Annotated in this window: 19 protein-coding genes and 1 pseudogene; 9 read left to right on the forward strand and 11 right to left on the reverse strand. The window is 70.2% G+C overall.

Annotation, left to right across the window (positions count from 1 at the left end):
- The first annotated feature begins 164 nt into the window (after window positions 1-164).
- Window positions 165-1631 carry an APC family permease gene (locus C8K38_RS24340; RefSeq protein ID WP_097214002.1) on the forward strand — a complete coding sequence of 489 codons (1467 nt, stop codon included), beginning with the start codon at window positions 165-167 and terminating at the stop codon, window positions 1629-1631.
- A 14-nt stretch (window positions 1632-1645) separates the two neighbouring features.
- Complete coding sequence (locus tag C8K38_RS24345; RefSeq protein WP_097213945.1) at window positions 1646-2983, forward strand: FAD-binding oxidoreductase; 1338 nt, start codon at window positions 1646-1648, stop codon at window positions 2981-2983.
- Here C8K38_RS24345 and C8K38_RS24350 read toward each other — a convergent pair.
- Both C8K38_RS24350 and C8K38_RS24355 read right to left on the reverse strand, forming a co-directional pair.
- Window positions 2926-3843, reverse strand: a complete 918-nt coding sequence (locus C8K38_RS24350) for a DUF4873 domain-containing protein (protein WP_143548519.1) — start codon at window positions 3841-3843, stop codon at window positions 2926-2928. The two genes, C8K38_RS24345 and C8K38_RS24350, sit on opposite strands and share 58 nt — an antisense overlap.
- A complete protein-coding gene (locus C8K38_RS24355; RefSeq protein ID WP_097213947.1) occupies window positions 3843-4739 on the reverse strand; it encodes an AurF N-oxygenase family protein in 897 nt (298 codons plus the stop codon). Before C8K38_RS24355 ends, C8K38_RS24350 begins: the two co-directional genes overlap by 1 nt.
- Before the next feature lie 194 nt (window positions 4740-4933).
- Here C8K38_RS24355 and C8K38_RS24360 point away from each other — a divergent pair, with 194 nt between their 5' ends.
- A complete protein-coding gene (locus C8K38_RS24360) occupies window positions 4934-5551 on the forward strand; it encodes a TetR/AcrR family transcriptional regulator (RefSeq protein WP_373560296.1) in 618 nt (205 codons plus the stop codon).
- Between the two features lie 19 nt (window positions 5552-5570).
- Here the strand turns inward: C8K38_RS24360 and C8K38_RS24365 are convergent, their stop codons facing one another.
- From C8K38_RS24365 to C8K38_RS24375, 3 genes are all read right to left on the reverse strand, one after another.
- Window positions 5571-5903: a cupin domain-containing protein gene (locus C8K38_RS24365; protein ID WP_027500871.1), complete on the reverse strand. Its 333-nt coding sequence runs from the start codon at window positions 5901-5903 to the stop codon at window positions 5571-5573.
- 87 nt (window positions 5904-5990) lie between these two features.
- Window positions 5991-6476 carry a dihydrofolate reductase gene (locus C8K38_RS24370; RefSeq protein ID WP_097213949.1) on the reverse strand — a complete coding sequence of 162 codons (486 nt, stop codon included), beginning with the start codon at window positions 6474-6476 and terminating at the stop codon, window positions 5991-5993.
- The gene (locus tag C8K38_RS24375) at window positions 6476-7234 is read right to left on the reverse strand and encodes a thymidylate synthase (RefSeq protein ID WP_245221699.1); all 759 of its coding nucleotides are present in this window, start codon (window positions 7232-7234) and stop codon (window positions 6476-6478) included. Before C8K38_RS24375 ends, C8K38_RS24370 begins: the two co-directional genes overlap by 1 nt.
- A 123-nt stretch (window positions 7235-7357) precedes the next feature.
- On the opposite strand from C8K38_RS24375, the gene cobF reads away from it, so the two are divergent.
- Both cobF and C8K38_RS24385 read left to right on the forward strand, forming a co-directional pair.
- Entirely contained in the window at window positions 7358-8098 is a 741-nt protein-coding gene (cobF, locus tag C8K38_RS24380) for a precorrin-6A synthase (deacetylating) (RefSeq protein ID WP_097213950.1), read from the forward strand.
- Between the two features lie 64 nt (window positions 8099-8162).
- Window positions 8163-9041: an Fpg/Nei family DNA glycosylase gene (locus C8K38_RS24385; RefSeq protein ID WP_097213951.1), complete on the forward strand. Its 879-nt coding sequence runs from the start codon at window positions 8163-8165 to the stop codon at window positions 9039-9041.
- Between the two features lie 13 nt (window positions 9042-9054).
- Here C8K38_RS24385 and C8K38_RS24390 read toward each other — a convergent pair whose 3' ends face one another.
- Both C8K38_RS24390 and C8K38_RS24395 read right to left on the reverse strand, forming a co-directional pair.
- Window positions 9055-10545: a carboxylesterase/lipase family protein gene (locus C8K38_RS24390; protein ID WP_097213952.1), complete on the reverse strand. Its 1491-nt coding sequence runs from the start codon at window positions 10543-10545 to the stop codon at window positions 9055-9057.
- Window positions 10538-12010: a dihydrolipoyl dehydrogenase family protein gene (locus C8K38_RS24395; RefSeq protein WP_097213953.1), complete on the reverse strand. Its 1473-nt coding sequence runs from the start codon at window positions 12008-12010 to the stop codon at window positions 10538-10540. The genes C8K38_RS24390 and C8K38_RS24395 overlap by 8 nt, the downstream gene beginning before the upstream one ends.
- A gap of 153 nt (window positions 12011-12163) precedes the next feature.
- On the opposite strand from C8K38_RS24395, the gene C8K38_RS24400 reads away from it, so the two are divergent.
- On the forward strand, window positions 12164-12640 hold the full coding sequence (locus tag C8K38_RS24400) for a nuclear transport factor 2 family protein (protein WP_097213954.1): 477 nt from the start codon (window positions 12164-12166) through the stop codon (window positions 12638-12640).
- 31 nt (window positions 12641-12671) lie between these two features.
- Window positions 12672-13406, forward strand: coding sequence for a Clp protease N-terminal domain-containing protein (locus tag C8K38_RS24405; protein ID WP_097213955.1), 735 nt, complete (start codon window positions 12672-12674; stop codon window positions 13404-13406).
- Window positions 13407-13436: 30 nt separating this feature from the next.
- On the opposite strand, the gene C8K38_RS27905 is transcribed toward C8K38_RS24405, so the two are convergent.
- Both C8K38_RS27905 and C8K38_RS27910 read right to left on the reverse strand, forming a co-directional pair.
- Window positions 13437-14063: a class I SAM-dependent methyltransferase gene (locus C8K38_RS27905; RefSeq protein WP_245221696.1), complete on the reverse strand. Its 627-nt coding sequence runs from the start codon at window positions 14061-14063 to the stop codon at window positions 13437-13439.
- A 42-nt stretch (window positions 14064-14105) separates the two neighbouring features.
- Window positions 14106-15041, reverse strand: a pseudogene (locus tag C8K38_RS27910) (NAD(P)/FAD-dependent oxidoreductase); the annotation flags it as partial.
- Window positions 15042-15136: 95 nt separating this feature from the next.
- On the opposite strand from C8K38_RS27910, the gene C8K38_RS24415 reads away from it, so the two are divergent.
- Together C8K38_RS24415 and C8K38_RS24420 are read left to right on the forward strand one after the other, a co-directional pair.
- Window positions 15137-15721 carry a helix-turn-helix domain-containing protein gene (locus C8K38_RS24415; protein ID WP_097213957.1) on the forward strand — a complete coding sequence of 195 codons (585 nt, stop codon included), beginning with the start codon at window positions 15137-15139 and terminating at the stop codon, window positions 15719-15721.
- A gap of 28 nt (window positions 15722-15749) precedes the next feature.
- The gene (locus C8K38_RS24420) at window positions 15750-16514 is read left to right on the forward strand and encodes an SDR family oxidoreductase (RefSeq protein WP_097213958.1); all 765 of its coding nucleotides are present in this window, start codon (window positions 15750-15752) and stop codon (window positions 16512-16514) included.
- 18 nt (window positions 16515-16532) lie between these two features.
- Here C8K38_RS24420 and C8K38_RS24425 read toward each other — a convergent pair whose 3' ends face one another.
- Window positions 16533-16778, reverse strand: a complete 246-nt coding sequence (locus C8K38_RS24425; protein WP_097213959.1) for a DUF2630 family protein — start codon at window positions 16776-16778, stop codon at window positions 16533-16535.
- 81 nt (window positions 16779-16859) lie between these two features.
- Window positions 16860-18590 (reverse strand): FAD-dependent oxidoreductase, encoded by a 1731-nt coding sequence (locus C8K38_RS24430; protein WP_097213960.1) that lies wholly within the window; start codon window positions 18588-18590, stop codon window positions 16860-16862.
- Between the last annotated feature and the right edge of the window lies 1 nt (window position 18591).

The raw sequence follows: 18591 nt of genomic DNA on the forward strand, positions 1-18591 counted from the left end.
CTCGACGCTATCGCGTACCGGACCAGAGTGTTTAGGAGCCCGAACCAACGCTGACATCCGTACCCCATCGGAGGACGATGAAACGGACCGGTCTCGCTTCTGACCTCCCGGAGACCTGTCACGACAGCTCCCGCGGGTTTCCGACGGAAGGTGGGGTGGCCGAGATGGTCGAAGCTGCGGCAGGCGCGGTGGACGCCGAGAGTTCTGTCGAGAGTGGTGGCTACCACCAGGAACTGAAGCGGACGCTCGGTTCCTTTCAGGTGTTCGCTATCTCGTTCGCCTTCATCTCGGTGGCGGTCGGCATCTTCGGGACCTACGACGACGTGCTGCAGAATTCGGGGCCGGTCGGGATCTGGCTCTGGGTGCTGGCGGTGGTCGGGCAGATCCTGGTGGCCTTGGTGTATGCGCAGTTCGCGGCCCGAATCCCGCTCAGTGGCTCCACCTATCAATGGGCCTCCCGCCTGGCCAACCCGAAGATCGGCTGGGGGTTCGGGTGGCTGACCGTCTGCTATCTGTCGTTCGGTGTCGTGGCCACCGACAATGCCCTTGCCAGCCAGGCCTTCATGCCGCTCTTCGGCATGGCGCCGGACGAAGACACCGCGCGCGTGATCACGCTGGTGATGATGCTCATCCAGGCATTGCTCGTCGTGTTCTCGACGCGAATCGTCGCCATGATCAACGCGAGCGCGGTGGGGCTCGAGCTGGTGATCGTCGTGGTGCTGGCGATTGCGCTCATCGTCGCCGTCCTGATCACGGGCGACGGCGGGGCGAGCAACCTCACCTCGCGCGGAGTCACCGAGAACGCACCCGACTATTTCGCTGTCGGCGGCGGGTTGATGGCCGCGATGATCATGGGCCTGGCCACGCTCGTCGGCTTCGATGCCGCGGCGAACCTGGCCGAGGAGGCCAAGGACCCGTTTCGTAGCGTCCCGCGCGCGATCGTGGGATCGGTCGTGGCAGCGGGGGCGCTGGGATTGGTGTTCGTGATCGCACTCACCGTCGCGATCGACGACATCCCCCGGATCAGCAGGAGCGAGTCGCCGGTCGCCGCGATCATGCGCGATCAGCTCGGTCCCGTGGTGGAGCGAACACTCCTGGTCGCGATCATGTTCGCCTTCTTCGCCGCCGGGATGGTGACGATGGCCGCGTGTTCGCGGATCGTCTTCGCGATGGCGCGCGACTCCCGGTTCCCCGCGTACCGGCAGATGCGGCGAATCAACCCGCGGACGAAGACTCCGGTCCAGGCGACGATCCTGATCCTCGTCATCGGGGTCGTCCTGATGGTCGCGCTGCCGGGCGATGCGCTGCTGAAGCTGATCGTGGCGGGGACGCTCCTCACGGCCATCGTCTACACGGCGACGGTTGTCCTCTACCTTGCGGTGCGCAGGCGGTTGGACCGCAAGGAGGGCGGATTCAACCTCGGGCGGTTCGAACTACCCGTCGCGGTCGGGGCGCTGGTGTGGATGGCTGTCGTGCTGTTCGTGCTGATATCCCCGGGGGAGGCGTTCGTCCCCGTCCTGATCGTGGGGGGCCTGCTCGTCCTGGGCGGGCTGTTCTTCCTCGCCATGTGGTTCTTCGACCGCGAGGTGCTCGAGACCGAGCCGGGGGACATCAGCGTCTACGAGCATTGACCGGAGGTGACCGAGTGGGTGCTATCGCCAGGCTGACGGGTGAGGTGGTGCGTCCGGGCGATCCGGGCTACGAGGCGGCGCGGATCGGCTGGAACCGCCTGTACTCCCGCTATCCCGAGGCGATCGTGTTCTGCTGCGACGCGCACGAGGTGGCCAATGCGGTCGAGTGGGCCAGGGAGGAGGGTATCGCCCTGCGCGCCCGCAGCGGGCGCCACAGCCTCGAGGGATGGTCCTCGCTCGACGGCGGCCTGGTCGTCGACGTCAGCCGGATGAAGGACGTCGAGATCGACGAGGCCGCGCGCACGGCGACCGTCGGGACGGGGCTCACCCAGGCGGAGGCGGTCGCGGCGCTCGGGCAGCGAGGGTATGTCATCCCGACCGGCTCCGAGGGCGGTGTCGGCCTCGGCGGCGTGATCCTCGGCGGCGGCTTCGGATTGCTCACCCGCAGAATGGGAATGGCCAGCGACAGCCTGCTCGCCGCCGAGATCGTGGTGGCCGACGGCGCGCGCTCGGCGAAGATTGTCGAGGCCACCGCGAGCACCAATTCCGACCTGCTCTGGGCGTGCCGCGGCGGGGGTGGCGGCAACTTCGGGATCGCCACGTCCTACACGTTGAGGCTGCGCGAGCTGTCCGATGTCACCTTCCTGATCGCCAGGTGGACCGGGCACGGCGAGCTGGGCGCGCTGCTGCGCACGTGGCAGCGGGACGCGCCGGTCGCCGACGAGCGGCTGACCAGCGCGCTCGAGGTGGATTCCACCGCGATCGAGCTCTCCGCGTTGCTCTACGACGGCTCGCGCCGGGAGCTGACCGACCAGCTGAGCTCGCTGCTGACGATCGGCGACCCCGAGGTGACCGTCATGGAGGACGCGTGGCCCGCGGTGTACGGCAGCGTCGACCGGGGTCCGGACGACGTGCCCAACTGGAAGTTCTACTCCCACTTCGTCACCCGTCCGTTCCCCGACGAGGCGATCGATCTGGTCATCCGTTACATGGCCGACACCCCCAGCGCGCCGAGCAATTTCTTCTGCTCGAGCTTCGGTGGTGCCGTGCGGCACGCCCCGGCGGGCGGGTCGGCGTTCCCGCACCGCGACGCATTGTTCTACTGCGAGCCGGGCGCGGCCTGGCACGATCCCGAGCTGAACTCGAAGGCACTGGGCTGGGCGGCCGGCTTCTGGCGCGCGCTGCGCCCGTACAGCGACGGCGCATACGTCAACGTGCCCAACGCCGCCGCATCGGACTGGGAGCGCGACTACTACGGGCCCAACCGCGACCGCCTGCGGCAGATCAAGGCCGCCTATGACCCGGAGAACGTGTTCCGCTTCGAGCAGAGCGTGCCCCCCGCGCCCTGCTGAGGACGGACCTCCACGACCTCGACCGGCTCGAGCGGGAACGGGGGAGCACCGACTCCGGTGATCCGGTAGTTGCCCCATGGGTCCTGTTCGTCCAGCGTCGCGGCCGTCTCGGGTCCGCCGGGGATGGTGAGGTGCATCGCGGATCGGCCCCGCTGCTTGAGCTCGGTCAGTCCGTCGCCCGCGATCCGGCCGTACCAGTGGTAGTTCCCGTCAAGGGGTTCGAAATGCCCGCTCAGATGCACCTGCACCGACAGGGTCACCTCGTCGGTCGTCAGCGCCGCAGACCCGGCGTAGGCGTTGTCCTCCTCGCGTTCGTCGATATTGCTGAGTTCGAAGGCGCTCCGCTGGGGTCCGCGCGCGGCCGCCGGTCTCGGCCTCCACAGCGACCGGGCGGGCGTGCGGTGGAGGATCCGGTTGAACTCGCGCTGGGCCCCCGCGCGCACCTCGATCCGGGTCGCCTCCTCGGCCGTCATCATCGTCAGGCAGGTGCGGATGTGACCGCCCTCGTCCGCGGCGTGCGTGCCGGTGACGAGGAAGAGGTTGGGGAAGCCGGTGTGCGCAATGCCGAGATAGGCCGCCTGCTCACCGCGCAGGGCGTCCTCGAGGCTCGCCCCGCCCCGGCCGGCGATCGGGGCTGTGGTCCCTGGACCGGCCACCAGGATCCGCGGGCGATGGACCTCGCCCGACTCGGTCCGCACCCGCCACCGGTCGGTCGCCTCGTCGAAGTCGCAGGAGACCGGCTCCGGCAGGCCGGACAGGTCGAGGACGACGTGGCCGTGTCGCCCGGAGTCCTCGAGCGTGCGTGCGATGCCCCGTCCCGCGGATCCGGCGCCGACGATCAGGACCCCGGTCTCGGGCATCACAGGAAACCGCCGCGCCGCCACATCGCCCGGGAACTCGCCCGCATCAGGCCGTTCTCCTCCAGGAACGCGGCCAGCGATTCGAAGCCGCGGCGCTGGTTCTCCCGGAAGTAGGGGTTCACCAGCGCCTGCCTGCGGGCCTCCTTGGGGTCGAGCCCAGCCCGCGAGTACATCACCGGGTTGGTGAACAACCGCTGGAACAGCGGACCGCCGATGCCCTGCACCGTGCCGACCCACAGCTGCTCGATCCGATGACTCTGCGCCACCCGGCGGCGCACGCCCTCGCGGGCGAAGCGGATGTGCCGCGATTCCTCGGTGACGTGAATCTTCATCAGTCGCGAGATCATCGGCTGCAGTTGCGGGTCATCGAGTACGCGGCGCTGGGTTGCGTCGAAGATCTCCTCGCCGATCAGGGCGGCCACCCACAGCATGGTGCCGCGGAACGTCTTGGGCAGGAGGTTCACCACCAGGGCCTGGTGTCGTCGGAGCTGATACGGCTTGGCGCCCATCCGCTCGATCGCCCGGCCGAACATGGTCATGTGCCTGCACTCGTCGCCCATCTCGGTGAGCACGTACCGGGTGTGCAGCGAGGCCGGGTCGTTGTGCAGCAACGCCCGCAGCAGGGCCTGGTTGAGGATGTTCTCGAACCAGATTCCGACGCTGAGGATGTTCGCGGATTCTTGCCGGGAGAGCTCGATCCGCTGCGCCTCGGTCATCGATTCCCACAGTGGCGTCCCGTACAGGGACAGCACGTGCGGGGGCAGGAAGTACTTGTCCTCCTCGAGCGGTGCGTCCCAGTCGATGTCCACGACGGGTGCGTAGGAGCGCTTGACCGAGCCCTTGAGCAGTCGATCCGCGACCGTCTCCCGGTCGAGCGGTGTGGCGGCCTGCGACATGGCTGTCCTCCGTGACTGATCACTGTGTGGTGCCGGGGATTTCGCGTGCATGTTTCCGTTCTCTGTAAAAACGTAAACCGCTCGACGGGTGAGGTCAATAGATACCTGTGAACCGAATTAACATTCTTTTGGGGTTCCGGGCGTCGGCGTCGACCGGGGCGGCCGCGCCATAGAATCGGCCGGTGAGGCCTTCAGTGAGACCAGTGGATCCGGACGCTATCCGGGAGCAGATCCTGGACGCGGCCAAGGAGTGCGTCATCGAACTGGGGTTCACCTCCCGGCTGCACGCGGCCATCGCGCAACGCGCGGGGCTGTCGCGGCCCACCGTCTACAAGTACGTCGGCGACCAGGACGCGATCTTCGGCGCCTTGTTCCAGCGGGAGATCACCCAATTCTTCGTCGTGCTCGATCCCGTGTTGCGTGGGCAAGAGCGGGACCTGCGGGTCGGGTTCGTCGACGCGATCGTGTTCGCCGTGCAGTACGCGCGTGCGCACCCGCTACTGCAGAAGGGCCTGCGCGACGATCCGCAGGTGGTGCTGCCGTGGTTCACGGTGCAGGCCAAGCCGTTCGTCGAGCTCGGTGCGAACCTGCTCACCCCGCACTTTCAGCGCCTGTTCACCCCCGAGCAGCTCGCGGAGGTCAGCCCGAAGGCGATCTCCGAGTGGGCCTTTCGGATCATCGGGTCGCTGATCGTCACCGAGGGCATCGTGGACACCGCGAAGGAGCAGTCGCTGCGCGAGTTCGTCAGCTCGCTGCTGTCGATCGCGTTCATCCCCGCGCCGGATCCGGAGTTGGTGCGCGGCGCGGGGTGATTCCCGCTCGGCCTTGCCGCTACTTGGGCACGGCCACCGTCAGCAGGAACGCGACGTCCTCGAGTGCCTCGACGCTGTGCCGGGCCGCCGGGATGACCAGCATGTCGCCGGTCGAGCCCTTCCAGGAGTCCTCGCCGCTGATCAGGGCGAGCTTGCCGCTGAGTACCAGCAGGGTGGCCTCGCCGGGGCTGTCGTGCTCGGCCATCACTTCGCCCGCGCTCAGTCCGACGACCGTCTGCCGGAGACTGCGCTGATGGCCCCCGTAGATGGTCTGCGAGCTGCGCCCGCTGGTGGCCGCGGCGGCGAGCTTGAGCTGCTGCCGGGCGACGGCTGTCAATGACTTCTTGTCCATGAAGCGCCTCTCCTCGGGCTTGGAGAATGACCTGCCCTTGGATTATGACGCACCACCGCACCCATAGGGCGTTAGTGACGGAACCGATCAGCCACGGATGTAGGTGCGGAACCGGAACCGCAGTCCGTCCCGCTCCGAGGCCAGCCAGTCGCCGGTCGTCGCGGGCGTCCATTCCTCGCCGATCCTCGGCGCGTAGGCGTCGCCCTCGGTGTCCAGGTCTACCTCGGTCACGAACAGTCGGTCGGCGAACGGCATTGCCGCGGTGTAGATCTCACCGCCGCCCATCACCCAGGTCTCGCCGGGTCCGGCCAGGGCGATGGCGGACTCGACCGAGTGCGCGGCCTCGGCGCCCTCGGCCCGCCAGTCCGGGTCGCGTGTCACCACGATGTTGCGCCTGTCCGTGAGCGGCCGGAACCTGGGTGGCAACGAGTCCCAGGTCTTTCGGCCCATCACCACGGGGTGTCCCGAGGTGACGTCCTTGAAGTAGGCCATGTCCTCGGGAATCCGCCACGGGATCGCGCCGTCGCGGCCGATGACGCCTGCCGGGTTCTGCGCCCAGATCAGTCCGAGCACTAGATCGCCACCGGTGCCTTGATGGCGGGGTGATGGCGGTAGCCGACGATCTCGACGTCCTCGAACTCGTAGTCGAAGATGGAATCGCGGGGCGCGAGCACGAGCTTGGGGTACTCGTACGGCTCGCGGCCGAGCTGCTCGGTCACCTGGTCCACGTGGTTGTCGTAGATGTGGCAGTCGCCGCCGGTCCAGATGAACTCGCCCACCTCGAGCCCGGTCTGCGCGGCGACCATGTGGGTGAGCAACGCATAGCTGGCGATGTTGAACGGCACGCCGAGGAACAGGTCCGCGCTGCGCTGGTACAGCTGGCAGCTGAGCCTGCCGTCGGCGACGTAGAACTGGAAGAAGGCGTGGCACGGCGCGAGCGCCATCTGCGGGATCTCGCCCACGTTCCACGCCGAGACGATCATCCGCCGTGAGTCGGGATCGGTCGTGAGGGTCTCGATGACCTGGGCGATCTGGTCGATGTGCTCGCCGCTGGGCGTGGGCCAGTTCCGCCACTGCACGCCGTACACCGGGCCGAGCTCGCCCTCGGGGGAGGCCCACTCGTCCCAGATCGTGACGCCGCGGTCCTGCAGCCACTTCACGTTCGACTCGCCGCGCAGGAACCAGAGCAGCTCGTAGACGATGGACTTGAGGTGCACCTTCTTGGTGGTGATCAGCGGGAAGCCCTCGGACAGGTCGAACCGCATCTGGTGCCCGAACACGCTGCGGGTGCCGGTGCCGGTGCGGTCCGCCTTCGGGGTACCGGTCTCCATGACGAGTCGCAGCAGGTCTTCGTAGGGCGTGTGCACGGCCGCCAGTTTAGGCGGCTCCGCCACCCGTGAGTCCTTTCGGCCCGCGGGGGGACCGGAAAGACTCACGGGCGATAGCCTGCCGTCATGCGTGAACTCCTCGTGATCGGCATCGGCGCCGGCGACCCCGACCAGGTGACCGTGCAGGCGATCAAGGCGATGAACCGCGCCGAGGTGTTCTTCGTCATCGGCAAGGGTGCCGAGAAGCAGGACCTCGTCGACCTGCGCACCGGGATCCTGGACGAGCACATGCGCGGCGAATACCGGATCGTCGACATCGTGGACCCGCCCCGGGACCGGACCCCCGCGGACTACGGCACCGTGGTCGACGACTGGCACGACCGGCGGGCCGCGATCTTCGAGGAGCAGTTCGGCGCCGTCGAGGGCGTCGGCGCGATCCTGGTGTGGGGCGATCCGTCGCTCTACGACAGCACCCTGCGGATTGTCGAGCGGGTGCTCGCGCGGGGCATCGAGACGTTCGAGTACTCGGTGATCCCCGGCGTCACGAGCGTGCAGTCGCTGGCGGCGCAGCACCGCATCGTGCTGAACCGGATCGGCGAGCCCGTCCACATCACGACCGGCCGACGCCTGCGCGACGGCCTGCCCGAGGGCGTGCGGGACGCGGTGGTGATGCTCGACGCCGACTGCAGCTTCACCGAGGTGCCCGGCGACGACGTGCAGATCTGGTGGGGCGCGTACCTGGGCACCGAGGACGAGGTGCTGATCTCCGGGAATCTGCGCGAGGTCGAGGCCGAGATCGTCCGGGTGCGGGCCGAGCTGCGCGAGCGCAAGGGCTGGATCATGGACACCTACCTGCTGCGACTGTGAGCGATTTTCACCCCCGCCGGGGTTAATCGCGCGCACGGGCGGCGTACCCGCCTACCCTGGTCTCATGCCCGAACTGCCCGAGGTAGAGGCCCTGGCACAGTTCCTGCGCACGCATGCCGTCGGCTCCGTGGTGGGCCGGATCGACATCGCGGCGCTGAGCGTGCTCAAGACGTTCGACCCGCCGATCACCGACCTGCAGGGCAAGGACGTGGTCGGAGCCGCCCGGTTCGGCAAGCACCTGGGGATCCGGTGCGGCGACGAGGACGGGCTGTGGCTGATCACCCACCTGTCCCGAGCAGGCTGGCTGCGCTGGGCCGACAACCCGAGCGCGACGCCGCCGAAGCCAGGCGGCAAGAGCCCGCTGGCGTTGCGGGTGCACCTGTTCACCCCCGACGGCGGGACGCCCGCCTTCGACCTCACCGAGGCGGGCACCAAGAAGCGGCTCGCGGTCTGGGTGGTGCGCACCCCCGCCGAGGTGCCGGGGATCGCGAAGCTCGGACCCGACGCGCTCGACATCACCGAGCCGGCCTTCGTCGAGCTGCTGGGCAAGAGCTCGCAGCGGATCAAGACCGTGCTCACCGACCAGTCCGTGCTGGCCGGGATCGGCAACGCGTATTCCGACGAGATCCTGCACCTGGCCAAGCTGTCGCCGTTCGCCACCGCGAACAAGCTGACCGCGGAGGAGGTGGCCACCCTGCACGCGGCGATGCGGGCGGAGCTGACCGACGCCGTTGACCGCTCGGTGGGCCAGGACGCCGCGCGGCTCAAGGGTGAGAAGCGCTCCGGGTTGCGGGTGCACGCCAGGACCGGGATGCCCTGCCCGGTGTGCGGCGACACCGTCCGGGAGGTGTCCTTCGCGGAGCGGTCATTTCAGTACTGCGCGACCTGCCAGACCGGCGGCAAGATCCTCGCCGACCGGCGACTGTCGAGGTTGCTGAAATAGGTTCGCGGCCCCCTCAGCGCCGGTGCCGGTACCCGATCCAGGCCCGGCGCAGGTCGCCCTGCGGGTCGTTCTCGATCCGCGCGGTGGTGTCGACGATCAGCGTCTCGCGCCGCGCCAGGGTGTAGGCGGGCCAGGTGGACCGGGGCGCCCCGTACCGCGCGAAATGCAACCAGTGCGACTGCATGATGGCCGTGGCCTCCCGCAGCCCACGGCGCCCGCCCAGCGCGGTGGCCGCCCGGCCGAGCATCGCCTCGCCTGCCCCGAACACCGCGAGCAGTTCGGTCGCGTGGGTGGCGCCGAAGCCGGCGACGTTCAGCAGCCGCGGGGCGAAGTCGTAGCGATAGCCGAAGGTCGGTGCGGTGGCCGTGTGGGCCTGCGCGACCAGGATCGACGGCTCCCAGAAGGTGGCGTCACCGCCGATCCGCACGGCGGCCCGGCGATCCGGGTAGCCCGGGTAGGCAGCCAGGATGCGGGCCTTGAGCTCGGGGTCCGTCTCGGAGAACATCTTCTCGATCCGGACCGGGTCGGTGGGGATGATGTCGAGGAACCGCGGGAACATCGTGCCCTCACGGGCATTGGTGCCGATGATCAGCGGGACGGCATGCGCGAGGCCCTCGGCGAATGCATCGAGTGGGTGTCGCGGCAGGAGGTCGCCGTCGACGAGCGGGGCGAACGCCCTGGTGCCGGGCGCCTCGTCGGCGCCGCGCGCTGTGAGGGCGTCGCCCGCGCGGACCAGGGCGTCGGGGTCGGCGGTGGCGAGCGCGAGGGCCGGGTCGTCGGCGGCGCCCAGGATCTCGAGAAACTCGGCCGCCCAGGCCTTGGCGCGGCCGGGTCCGTACGCGGAGGCGGCGGGCGGGCTCTGCGCGATGGCGCGGGCGAACAGGCCCTCGGCCGCGGGCACGCACATCAGGGTGGTCACCGCGTTGGCTCCGGAGGATTCCCCGAACAGCGTGACGTTGTCCGGATCGCCGCCGAACGCGGCGATGTTGCTGCGCACCCACCGCAGCGCCGCGAGTTGATCGCGCAGACCGAGGTTGGAATCGAAAGTTCGCTCGGGGGTGGAGTATTCGCTGAAGTCGAGATAGCCGAGCGTGCCGAGCCGGTAGTTCAGCGACACGTACACGATGTCGCCACGCCGGACCAGCGTGTCGCCCCGGTAGAGCCCGGTGGCCGTGGATCCGCCGCTGTACGCGCCGCCGTGGATGAACACCATCACGGGCCGCGGGGCGGAACTCCGCGCGGCGGGCGCGAGCACGTTCATGGTCAGGCAGTCCTCGTCGGTGCGGGTCCCGAGCCGCTCGGCTCGCCCGGACTGGGGAGCGGCCGGGCCGAAGTCCAGCGCGTCGCGCACCCCTGGCCACGGCGCGACAGGCCGCGGGGCCCGCAGCCGGAGGTCGCCCACCGGTGGTGCGGCGTAGGGGATCGCGCGCCAGGACCTGAGCCCGTCGTGTTCCCGGCCGCGGACCGGACCCGCGTCGGTGGAGACGGTCAACGGGTCAGCCACGCCGGGCCTCGAGCAGCCGCAGCCATACCTCGCTGACCGTCGGGTACGACGGCACTGCGTGCCACAGTGACTCCATCGGCACCGCGCCGACCACCGCGACGGTGGCCGCGTGGACCAACTCCGCCACCTCTGTTCCCACGAACGTCGCGCCAACAAGGATGTCGGTGCCGCGATCGATCACCAGCTTCGCCCGACCGGCGAAATCGTCTCGCGCCAGCGATGATCCGGCCACCGCGATGTCGACCTCGACGGTCTCGACATCGATGCCGTCCGCGCGGGCTGCGCGTTCGGTGCGGCCGACGGACGCGACCTCGGGGGAGGTGAACACCACCTGTGGCACCTGGGCGTGGTCCGCGCTCGCGGTGAACCTCGCCCCGTCCAGCGCCCGGCCCTCCGCCCGCGCGGAGATCACGTCGCCGCACACCCGGCCCTGGTACTTGCCCATGTGCGTGAGCGCAGCGCGGCCGTTGACGTCGCCGACCGCGTAGAGCCATCCGCCGGGCACGCCCACGACGGCGAGATGGTCGTCGGTGGGCGTGCGCCCGTCCGTCAGCCCCACCGAGGCGAGGCCGAGACCGGAGGTGGCGGGGTGCCGTCCGGCCGCGACGATCACCTCGTCGACGGTGATCTCGCCCCGTTCCCGGCCGTCGAGGGTGATGGTCACCTGTCCGCCGTGGATCCGGCCGACGCCGGTGTCGCGCGGCTGCTCGCGGCGCACGGCGCCGGGGCTGGTGCCGAACAGCACGCTGGCACCCGACGCCCGCAGGGACTCGGCGACGAGGTCGCCCGCGAACGGCTCGGCGGACGCGAGCAGCGCCGATCCGCGGACGATCACGGTCAGCTCGCGTACCCCGAGGGCCAGCAGCCACGTCGCGCATTCGGTGGCGACCACCCCGCCACCGATGATGGCGACCCGCTCGGGCACCTCCCGAAGGTTGGTGGCGTCCCGGGAGATCCACGGCAGCGCCTCGCGCAGCCCGGGCACGGGCGGTATCGAGGCGAGGGTGCCGGTGGCGAGCACCACCGCGTGCCGCGCCCGCAACGTCCGGGTCGGGGGATCGCCGTGGCCGCCGGTCGAGAGTTCGACGGTGCGTTCGCCGGTGAGGGCGGCGGACCCGTGGATCACGTCGACGCCCACCGACGCGGCCCACTTCCGCTGGCCGGAATCGTCGTGGTGACTGGTGAATTCGTCGCGACGGGCGAACACAGCGCGGCGGTCCAGCGTCGCCTCGCCGATGGTCTCGCGGACGCCGGGCATGGCGCGGGCCGCCCCCAGCACCTCGGCCGGCCGCAGCAGGGCCTTGCTGGGCATGCAGGCCCAGTAGGAGCATTCGCCGCCCAGCAGTTCGTGTTCGATGATCGCGGCGCTCCGATCCGAACCTGCGATGGCATAGGCGGCGGCGTTCTCGCCCGCCGGCCCACCGCCGATCACGATGACGTCGTATTCGTCCGTCGATGTGGCCATGGTTCCCACCGTAGAGCGGTCAGCGGCGGCGGGCGAGACATTCGCGGGGCGGCGCATCACGGTTCCGCAATGCTTGCGCTGCGCATTTCGACCGGCCGATACTCCAAGGTGGGATTTTTCGTTCGAGAGACACCCTCGGGCAGGAGGGGCGCTATGAGCACCGAACCCGGCGCCGCCGCCGCTGACCATGCGGCGACGGTCGGCGCCCTCTACGCCGCGTTCGCGCGTGGCGACATCCGTGCGGTCCTCGGCATGCTCGCCGAGGACGTGCGCTGGGAGGACTGGGCCGACAACTTCGCGCAACGCGCCGACGTGCCGTGGCTGCGTCGGCGGGGCGGCCGCGAGGGCGCGGCCGAGTTCTTCGGGATCGTGGGCGGATTCGACATCGGCGAGTTCGCGGTCCTGTCGATCATGGCGGGCGAGAGCCAGGTGGCCGCGGAGATCAGCATCGACGCCGTGGTTCCTGGTGGGGGCCACTACCGCGACGAGGAGTTGCATCTGTGGTCCTTCGACGGGACGGGGAAGATCTCGCGGATGCGGCACTACGTGGACACCGCGAAGCACATCGCGGCCGCGGGCGGCGTCGACACCACGTCGCGTGTGGTGAACGGATCGTCAACCGAGGGTTGACGACCGAAGGTTGTCAACCTAGGGTTGACGCATGGCGAATCCGACGAAGATGACGAACCCCGTCCGCCTCGACGACCTGATCGAGGGAATCAAGAAGGCGCACACCGATGCGCTCGACCAGCTGTCCGACGCGGTCATCGCGGCCGACCACCTCGGGGAGGTGGCCGACCACCTGATCGGTCACTTCGTCGACCAGGCTCGCCGGTCCGGGGCGTCCTGGAAGGACATCGGCGCCAGCATGGGCGTCAGCAAGCAGGCCGCGCAGAAGCGCTTCGTGCCGAAGGGCGAATCGCCGGACCTGGATCCGAGTCAGGGCTTCAGCCGGTTCACCCCCCGGGCCAAGAACGTGGTGATGGCGGCGCAGAACGAGGCCCGCGCCGCGGGAAACGGCCAGATCTGTCCCGCGCACCTGGTGCTCGGTCTGCTCACCGAGCCCGAGGGCATCGGTGCGGCGCAGATCGTCGCGCAGGGCGTCACGCTCGATGCGGCCCGTGCCGCCGCGACGGCGTCCCTGCCCGCGCCTGCCGGGGAGTTGCCTGAACTCATCCCGTTCGACGCGCAGGCCAAGAAGGCGCTCGAGCTCACCTTTCGGGCGGCACTCCGATTGGGGCACAACTACATCGGCACCGAGCACATCCTGCTCGCCCTACTCGAACTCGAGGACGGCTCGGGTGTGCTCACCGGCCTCGGCCTCGACAGGGCGACCATCGAGGCCGAGGTCGGTGCAGCGGTGGCCGCGATGGCCGCCGCAGCTGAGCGGGAGTGACCGCCGGATAGTGGCCCGGTGGGCGACGGGTCAGGGGCGCCTGCGGGCGCGCAGGACCGCGTCGTGGATGGTGACCTCGCGGCCGTCGGGATCCGTCGTCGTGCGTGCCCTGGCCTCGGCCGCGACGATGTCCCACTTGTCGGGGTCGAGCGAGCCAGCGAGCTCCTCCGCGGTGAAGAACAGCTCCGGCACCGGCGGCCGCGGCACGGTGGTCTGCAGGTCGGACGGGTGGTGCCCGACGATGAGCAGGCTCCCGCCCGGCGCGACGGCCGCCGCCAGCCGGGCGTACAGGACCGTGCGCTGCGGCTCCGGCAGGTGCATGAAGTGTGCGGTGACGAGGTCGAAGCGGCCCTCGACCGGCTCGGCGGTCAGATCGGCGTGCACCCAGTTCAGCCGGTGCACCACGTCCGCGCCGAGGGCCTCGGCGCGTGCGGCCGCCCGCTCCAGCGCCGTGGTCGAGAAGTCCACCGCGGTCACCCGCCAGCCGCGTTCGGCCAGCCAATGTGCGTCGGCCCCCTCGCCCGCGCCGACGTCGAGTGCGGTACCCGGCGTCAGCTCGGCGGCCTCGGTGACGAGGTGGGGGTTCGGGCTACCGCTCCAGACCCCGGACCTCGAGCGGTATCGCTCCTCCCAGGCCCGCTCGTCGAATCCGTTCATCGGGCCACCCGGCGCCGGGTCCTCCGAGTGCGCGTGGGCGGTCACCGCGAGACGGGTGTCCTCCGCGATGAGATCGGCATTGATGGCCGCGCCCGCGTTCAGCCCCGCAGCGGCCGCCACGATCACCTGGGCCTTGAGGTCGGAGACGTTGCCCGCCGCCCAGACCCCCTTGACCGCGGTGGCGCCCATCGGATCGGCGGCGATGTAGCTGCCGATCACGTGCCCGGCCATCTCCTGCTCGGTGGGCTCGAGGCCGAGTTCGCCCAGGAATCCGGCACGGGCCTCGAAGCGCGGGGCGACCACGATCGCGTCGCGCGACACGAGCTCGCCGGTGCGCATGCGGACCCCGGTGAACCGGTCGTCGTCGACCTCCAGGCAGGCGACCTCGCCGCGGACGACCACGATGCCGCGGGCGTCGAACTGCTCGAGCTCCTCGGCGCCGGGCTCGGCCGCGGTGTGCAGGAACACGGTGATGTCCGCGCTCCACTGCCGCCACATCAGCGCCTGGTGCGCGGCCATCGGGCCGGTGGCCAGGATCCCGATCGCCCGGTCGCGGACCTCCCAGCCGTGGCAGTACGGGCAGTGCAGCACCTCGCGACCCCAGCGCTCGGCGACGCCAGGCACGTCCGGCAGTTCGTCCACCAGGCCCGTGGCCACCAGCAGCCTGCGGGCCGACACGCCCGCGCCGTCGGCGAGTTCCACGCGGAAGCCCTCTCCGTCCGCCGCCCGGGCCGAGGACACGGTGCCGCTGACGAAATCGGCGCCGTACCCCTGGGCCTCGGCCCGGCCGGCCGCCAGCAGCTCGGCGGGCGGAGTGCCCTCGCGGGTCAGGTAGTTGTGCGCGTGTGCCGCGGGAGCGTTGCGGGGCTCGCCCGCATCGATCACCAGTACCGAGCGCCGCGCGCGGGCCAGCGCCACCGCCCCGCTGAGCCCGGCCGCACCGCCGCCGACGATCACCACGTCGTACTTCTTCTCCACCGTCGTCTCCTCCGTTTCGTTCGCCTCGTCCTCGCACTCTCCGTCCCGAGGGACGAATCCCGCAAGCTGTGTTGCGAAAGTGGCAAAATGGGTGCATGGCCGACGACCCGCACGCCCTCGACGACGTCCTCGACGCGGTCGGACCGCGGCTGCGGTCGATTCGCAAGCAGCGGGGCGCGACGCTGGCGCAGCTCGCCGAGAGCACCGGGATCTCGGTGAGCACCCTCTCGCGGCTCGAATCCGGGCAGCGCAGGCCGACCCTCGAATTGCTGCTCCCGCTGGCCCGCGCGCACCAGTTGCCCCTCGACGAACTCGTCGACGCGCCCGCGACCGGCGACCCGCGGATCCACCCCCGCCCGATCAGCCGCAACGGCGTCACGATCATCCCGCTGACCCGCAGGCCGGGCGGGATCCAGGCCTTCAAACACGTCTTCCCGCCGGGCACTCCGTCCGTGGAGCCCCGGCTGCTGACGCACGAGGGCTACGAGTGGCTCTACGTCCTGTCCGGTCGGGTGCGGATGGTGCTCGGCGAGCACGACGTGACCCTGATGCCGGGCGAGGTGGCGGAGTTCGACACCCGCGTCCCGCACTGGTTCGGCAACCCCGGTCCCGAGCCCGCTGAGATCCTGAGCCTGTTCGGGCCGCAGGGGGAGCGGGCGCACGTGCGCACCCGGCGATGACCCCGACGCGGCGCTAGGCTCGTCCGCTGTGACCTCCACGGCGAAGACGCGAACCACGATCCTGATCACCGGCGCCAGTTCCGGGCTGGGCGCGGAGATGGCGCGCCAGTTCGCTTCCAAGGGGCGCGTTCTCGCGCTGTGTGCCCGCCGCCTCGATCGGCTCGAGGAACTGCGCGCGGAACTGCTCGCCGCGCACCCGTCGATCAGGGTCGCGGCCCGGACCCTCGACGTCAACGATCACCGCGCGGTGTCCCGCGTGTTCGGCGAACTCGACGAGGAGCTCGGCGGGCTCGATCGGATCGTCGTCAACGCCGGGCTCGGCAAGGGTGCGCCGATCGGCACCGGCAAGCCCGAGGCGAATCTGGAGACCGCGCAGACGAACTTCCTCGGTGCGCTCGCCCAGGCGGAGGCCGCGATGGAGTTGTTCCGCGCCCGCGGCGCAGGCCATCTGGTGCTGGTGTCCTCGATGAGCGCGGTGCGCGGCCTGCCGAAGGCGCAGACCGCCTACTCGGCGAGCAAGGCGGCGGTGTCCGCGATCGGGGAGGGGCTCGCCGCGGAACTCTCGCGCAGCCCGATCGCCGTCACCACCATCCTGCCCGGCTACATCCGGACCCCGATCAACGAGAAGGTGGCCAAGACACCGCTGATGGCGGACACCGTCACCGGCGTGCGTTCGATGGTGAAGGCGATCGAGCGGGAGCCGCGGCGGGCCGTCGTCCCCGGCTGGCCGTGGCGTCCGATCGACCTGGCGTTGCGCGTCCTGCCGCAGCGGCTGACCGGCCGGTTCCTGTGATCGCTGCGGGGCCGGTGGCTACTGCAGGTAGCCCTCGACCTGGCCTGCGGGGCTGACCGGCACCTCGTCCGGCGGGAGGCCGGCGTCTATGCGGGCCCGGCGCTGGCGCAACAGGTCCCAGCACTGGTCGAGGGTCTCCTCGATGGCGGCGAGCTGCTTCTGCTCCTGCTCGGGATCGAGGTCGCCCGCCTCGGTCTTCGCGCGCAGTTGGTGCTCGGTGTCGACGAGTCGGCGGATGCTCGCGAGGATGTCCTGTTCGCTCATCAGTGAACTCCACTCCTAGGGGACTGCGGGTTCCGCGATCCACCATAGGCCGGTTCCGTGTCCACTGTCCGGGCCCGGAGACTAGCGGCGCCGACGGAGCCGCCCGAGCACGGACGTCTCGGTGCCCCGTCCCGCCGCCCCTGCGATGAGCGCGAGCTCGGCCTGGTCGGTGATCTTCTCGCGGATGCGGCCCCGTTCGGTGCCGCGGCTGCGTTCGGCTTCGTCGATCAGCTTCCAGCCCTCGCGGTCGATCACCGCAGACTGCCGCTCCCGCACCAGTCGGTTCAGCGCGGTCGCGTTCGACCTGGGCTCGCGCAGCCGACCCGAGTTGAAATCGTCGACGAGCCGGGTCACGGTCTCCTGTGCGCAGGACTTGTTCGTGCCGATGAACCCGGTCGGCCCGCGCTTGATCCAGCCGGTGGCGTACGCGCCCGCGAGCACGGATCCGCCCGGGCCGTCGAGGACACGTCCGTCGGTATTGGGGATCACTCCGGCCGAATGATCGAACGGCACCCCCGCGATCGGCACCCCGCGATAGCCGATCGAGGTGAGGAGGAGTCCGGCCTCGAGTCGTTCCGTCTCGCCGGTCGGTTCGACCCGCACGCTGCCGTCCTCCCCGACGGTCAGCGCGTTGCGGGCGAACTCGACGCCGGTGACCCGGTCGTCGCCGCTGATCGCGGTCGGGGACAACAGGTACCGCAGCGAGATCCGCCGCCGATCCTGACCCGGCTCGCCCTCGCGGCGGGCGGACCGGAGCAGCGCCAGCTTCTGCGCCACTGCGTGCGAGAGCTCGCCGTCGCTGGCGAGGCGCTCGGTGATCGGGTCGAGCACCATCTCGTCGGGGCGGACAACCACGTCGGCGGCGGGGGCGTCGAGAAGGCCGGTGAACTCGGGAACCGTGAAGGCGGACTGGGCGATTCCGCGGCGCGCGACGATCACGACCTCCTCGATCCGGCTGCCGCGCAGCGCCTCGAGGGCGGTGGGGGCGATGTCGGTGGCGGCCAGGCGGTCGGGGTCCGCGGTCAGTATCCGCGCGACATCGAGCGCGACATTGCCGTTTCCGATGATCACGGCCCGTCGGTGGGACAGGTCGAAGCGATCGTCGGCGTGGTCGGGATGGCCGTTGTACCAGGCCACCAGGTTCGTCGCGGAGGTCGAGCCGGGAAGGTCCTCGCCGGGGATCTCGAGGCCGCGGTCGGTCGAGGCGCCGACCGCGTAGATCACGGCGTGGTGATGCGCGAGCAGTTCGTCGTGGGTCAGGTGTTCGCCGATCTCCACGTTCAGGAAGTACTCGAATCCCGGCTGGGCGGCGATCTTGTCGTACAACCGGGAGACCTGCTTGGTCTTCTGGTGATCGGGTGCGACACCCGCGCGGACCAGGCCGTGCGGCACAGGAAGTCGGTCGAAGACGTTGACCTGCACCCCGGGCTGGGTGAGCAGCTCGTCGGCGGCGTACATCGCGGCCGGGCCCGCCCCGACGATCGCCACCCGCAGCGGACCCCGGTCGCGGCGGACTTCGGGCGCGGGCACCACGGGCGCCAGGACCGGCCGGGGGCGCGGCTCCTTGTAGAAGTCCGCGTTGATCGTCAGGAACGGCTGCTGGGACTCCGTGAGCTTCGAGTGCGGGACGATCGCGTCCACCGGGCACGCGGAGATGCAGGCACCGCAGTCGACGCACGAGGCCGGGTCGATGTGCAGCATCTCCGCTGTCAGGAAGTCGGGCTCGTCCGGCGTCGGGTGGATGCAGTTGACGGGGCAGGCGTACACGCAGGACGCGTCGCTGCAGCAGGATTGGGTGACGACATGGGGCATC

It is taken from the genome of Rhodococcus sp. OK611 (genome assembly GCF_003050885.1).
GTDB lineage: Bacteria > Actinomycetota > Actinomycetes > Mycobacteriales > Mycobacteriaceae > Rhodococcus_G > Rhodococcus_G oryzae.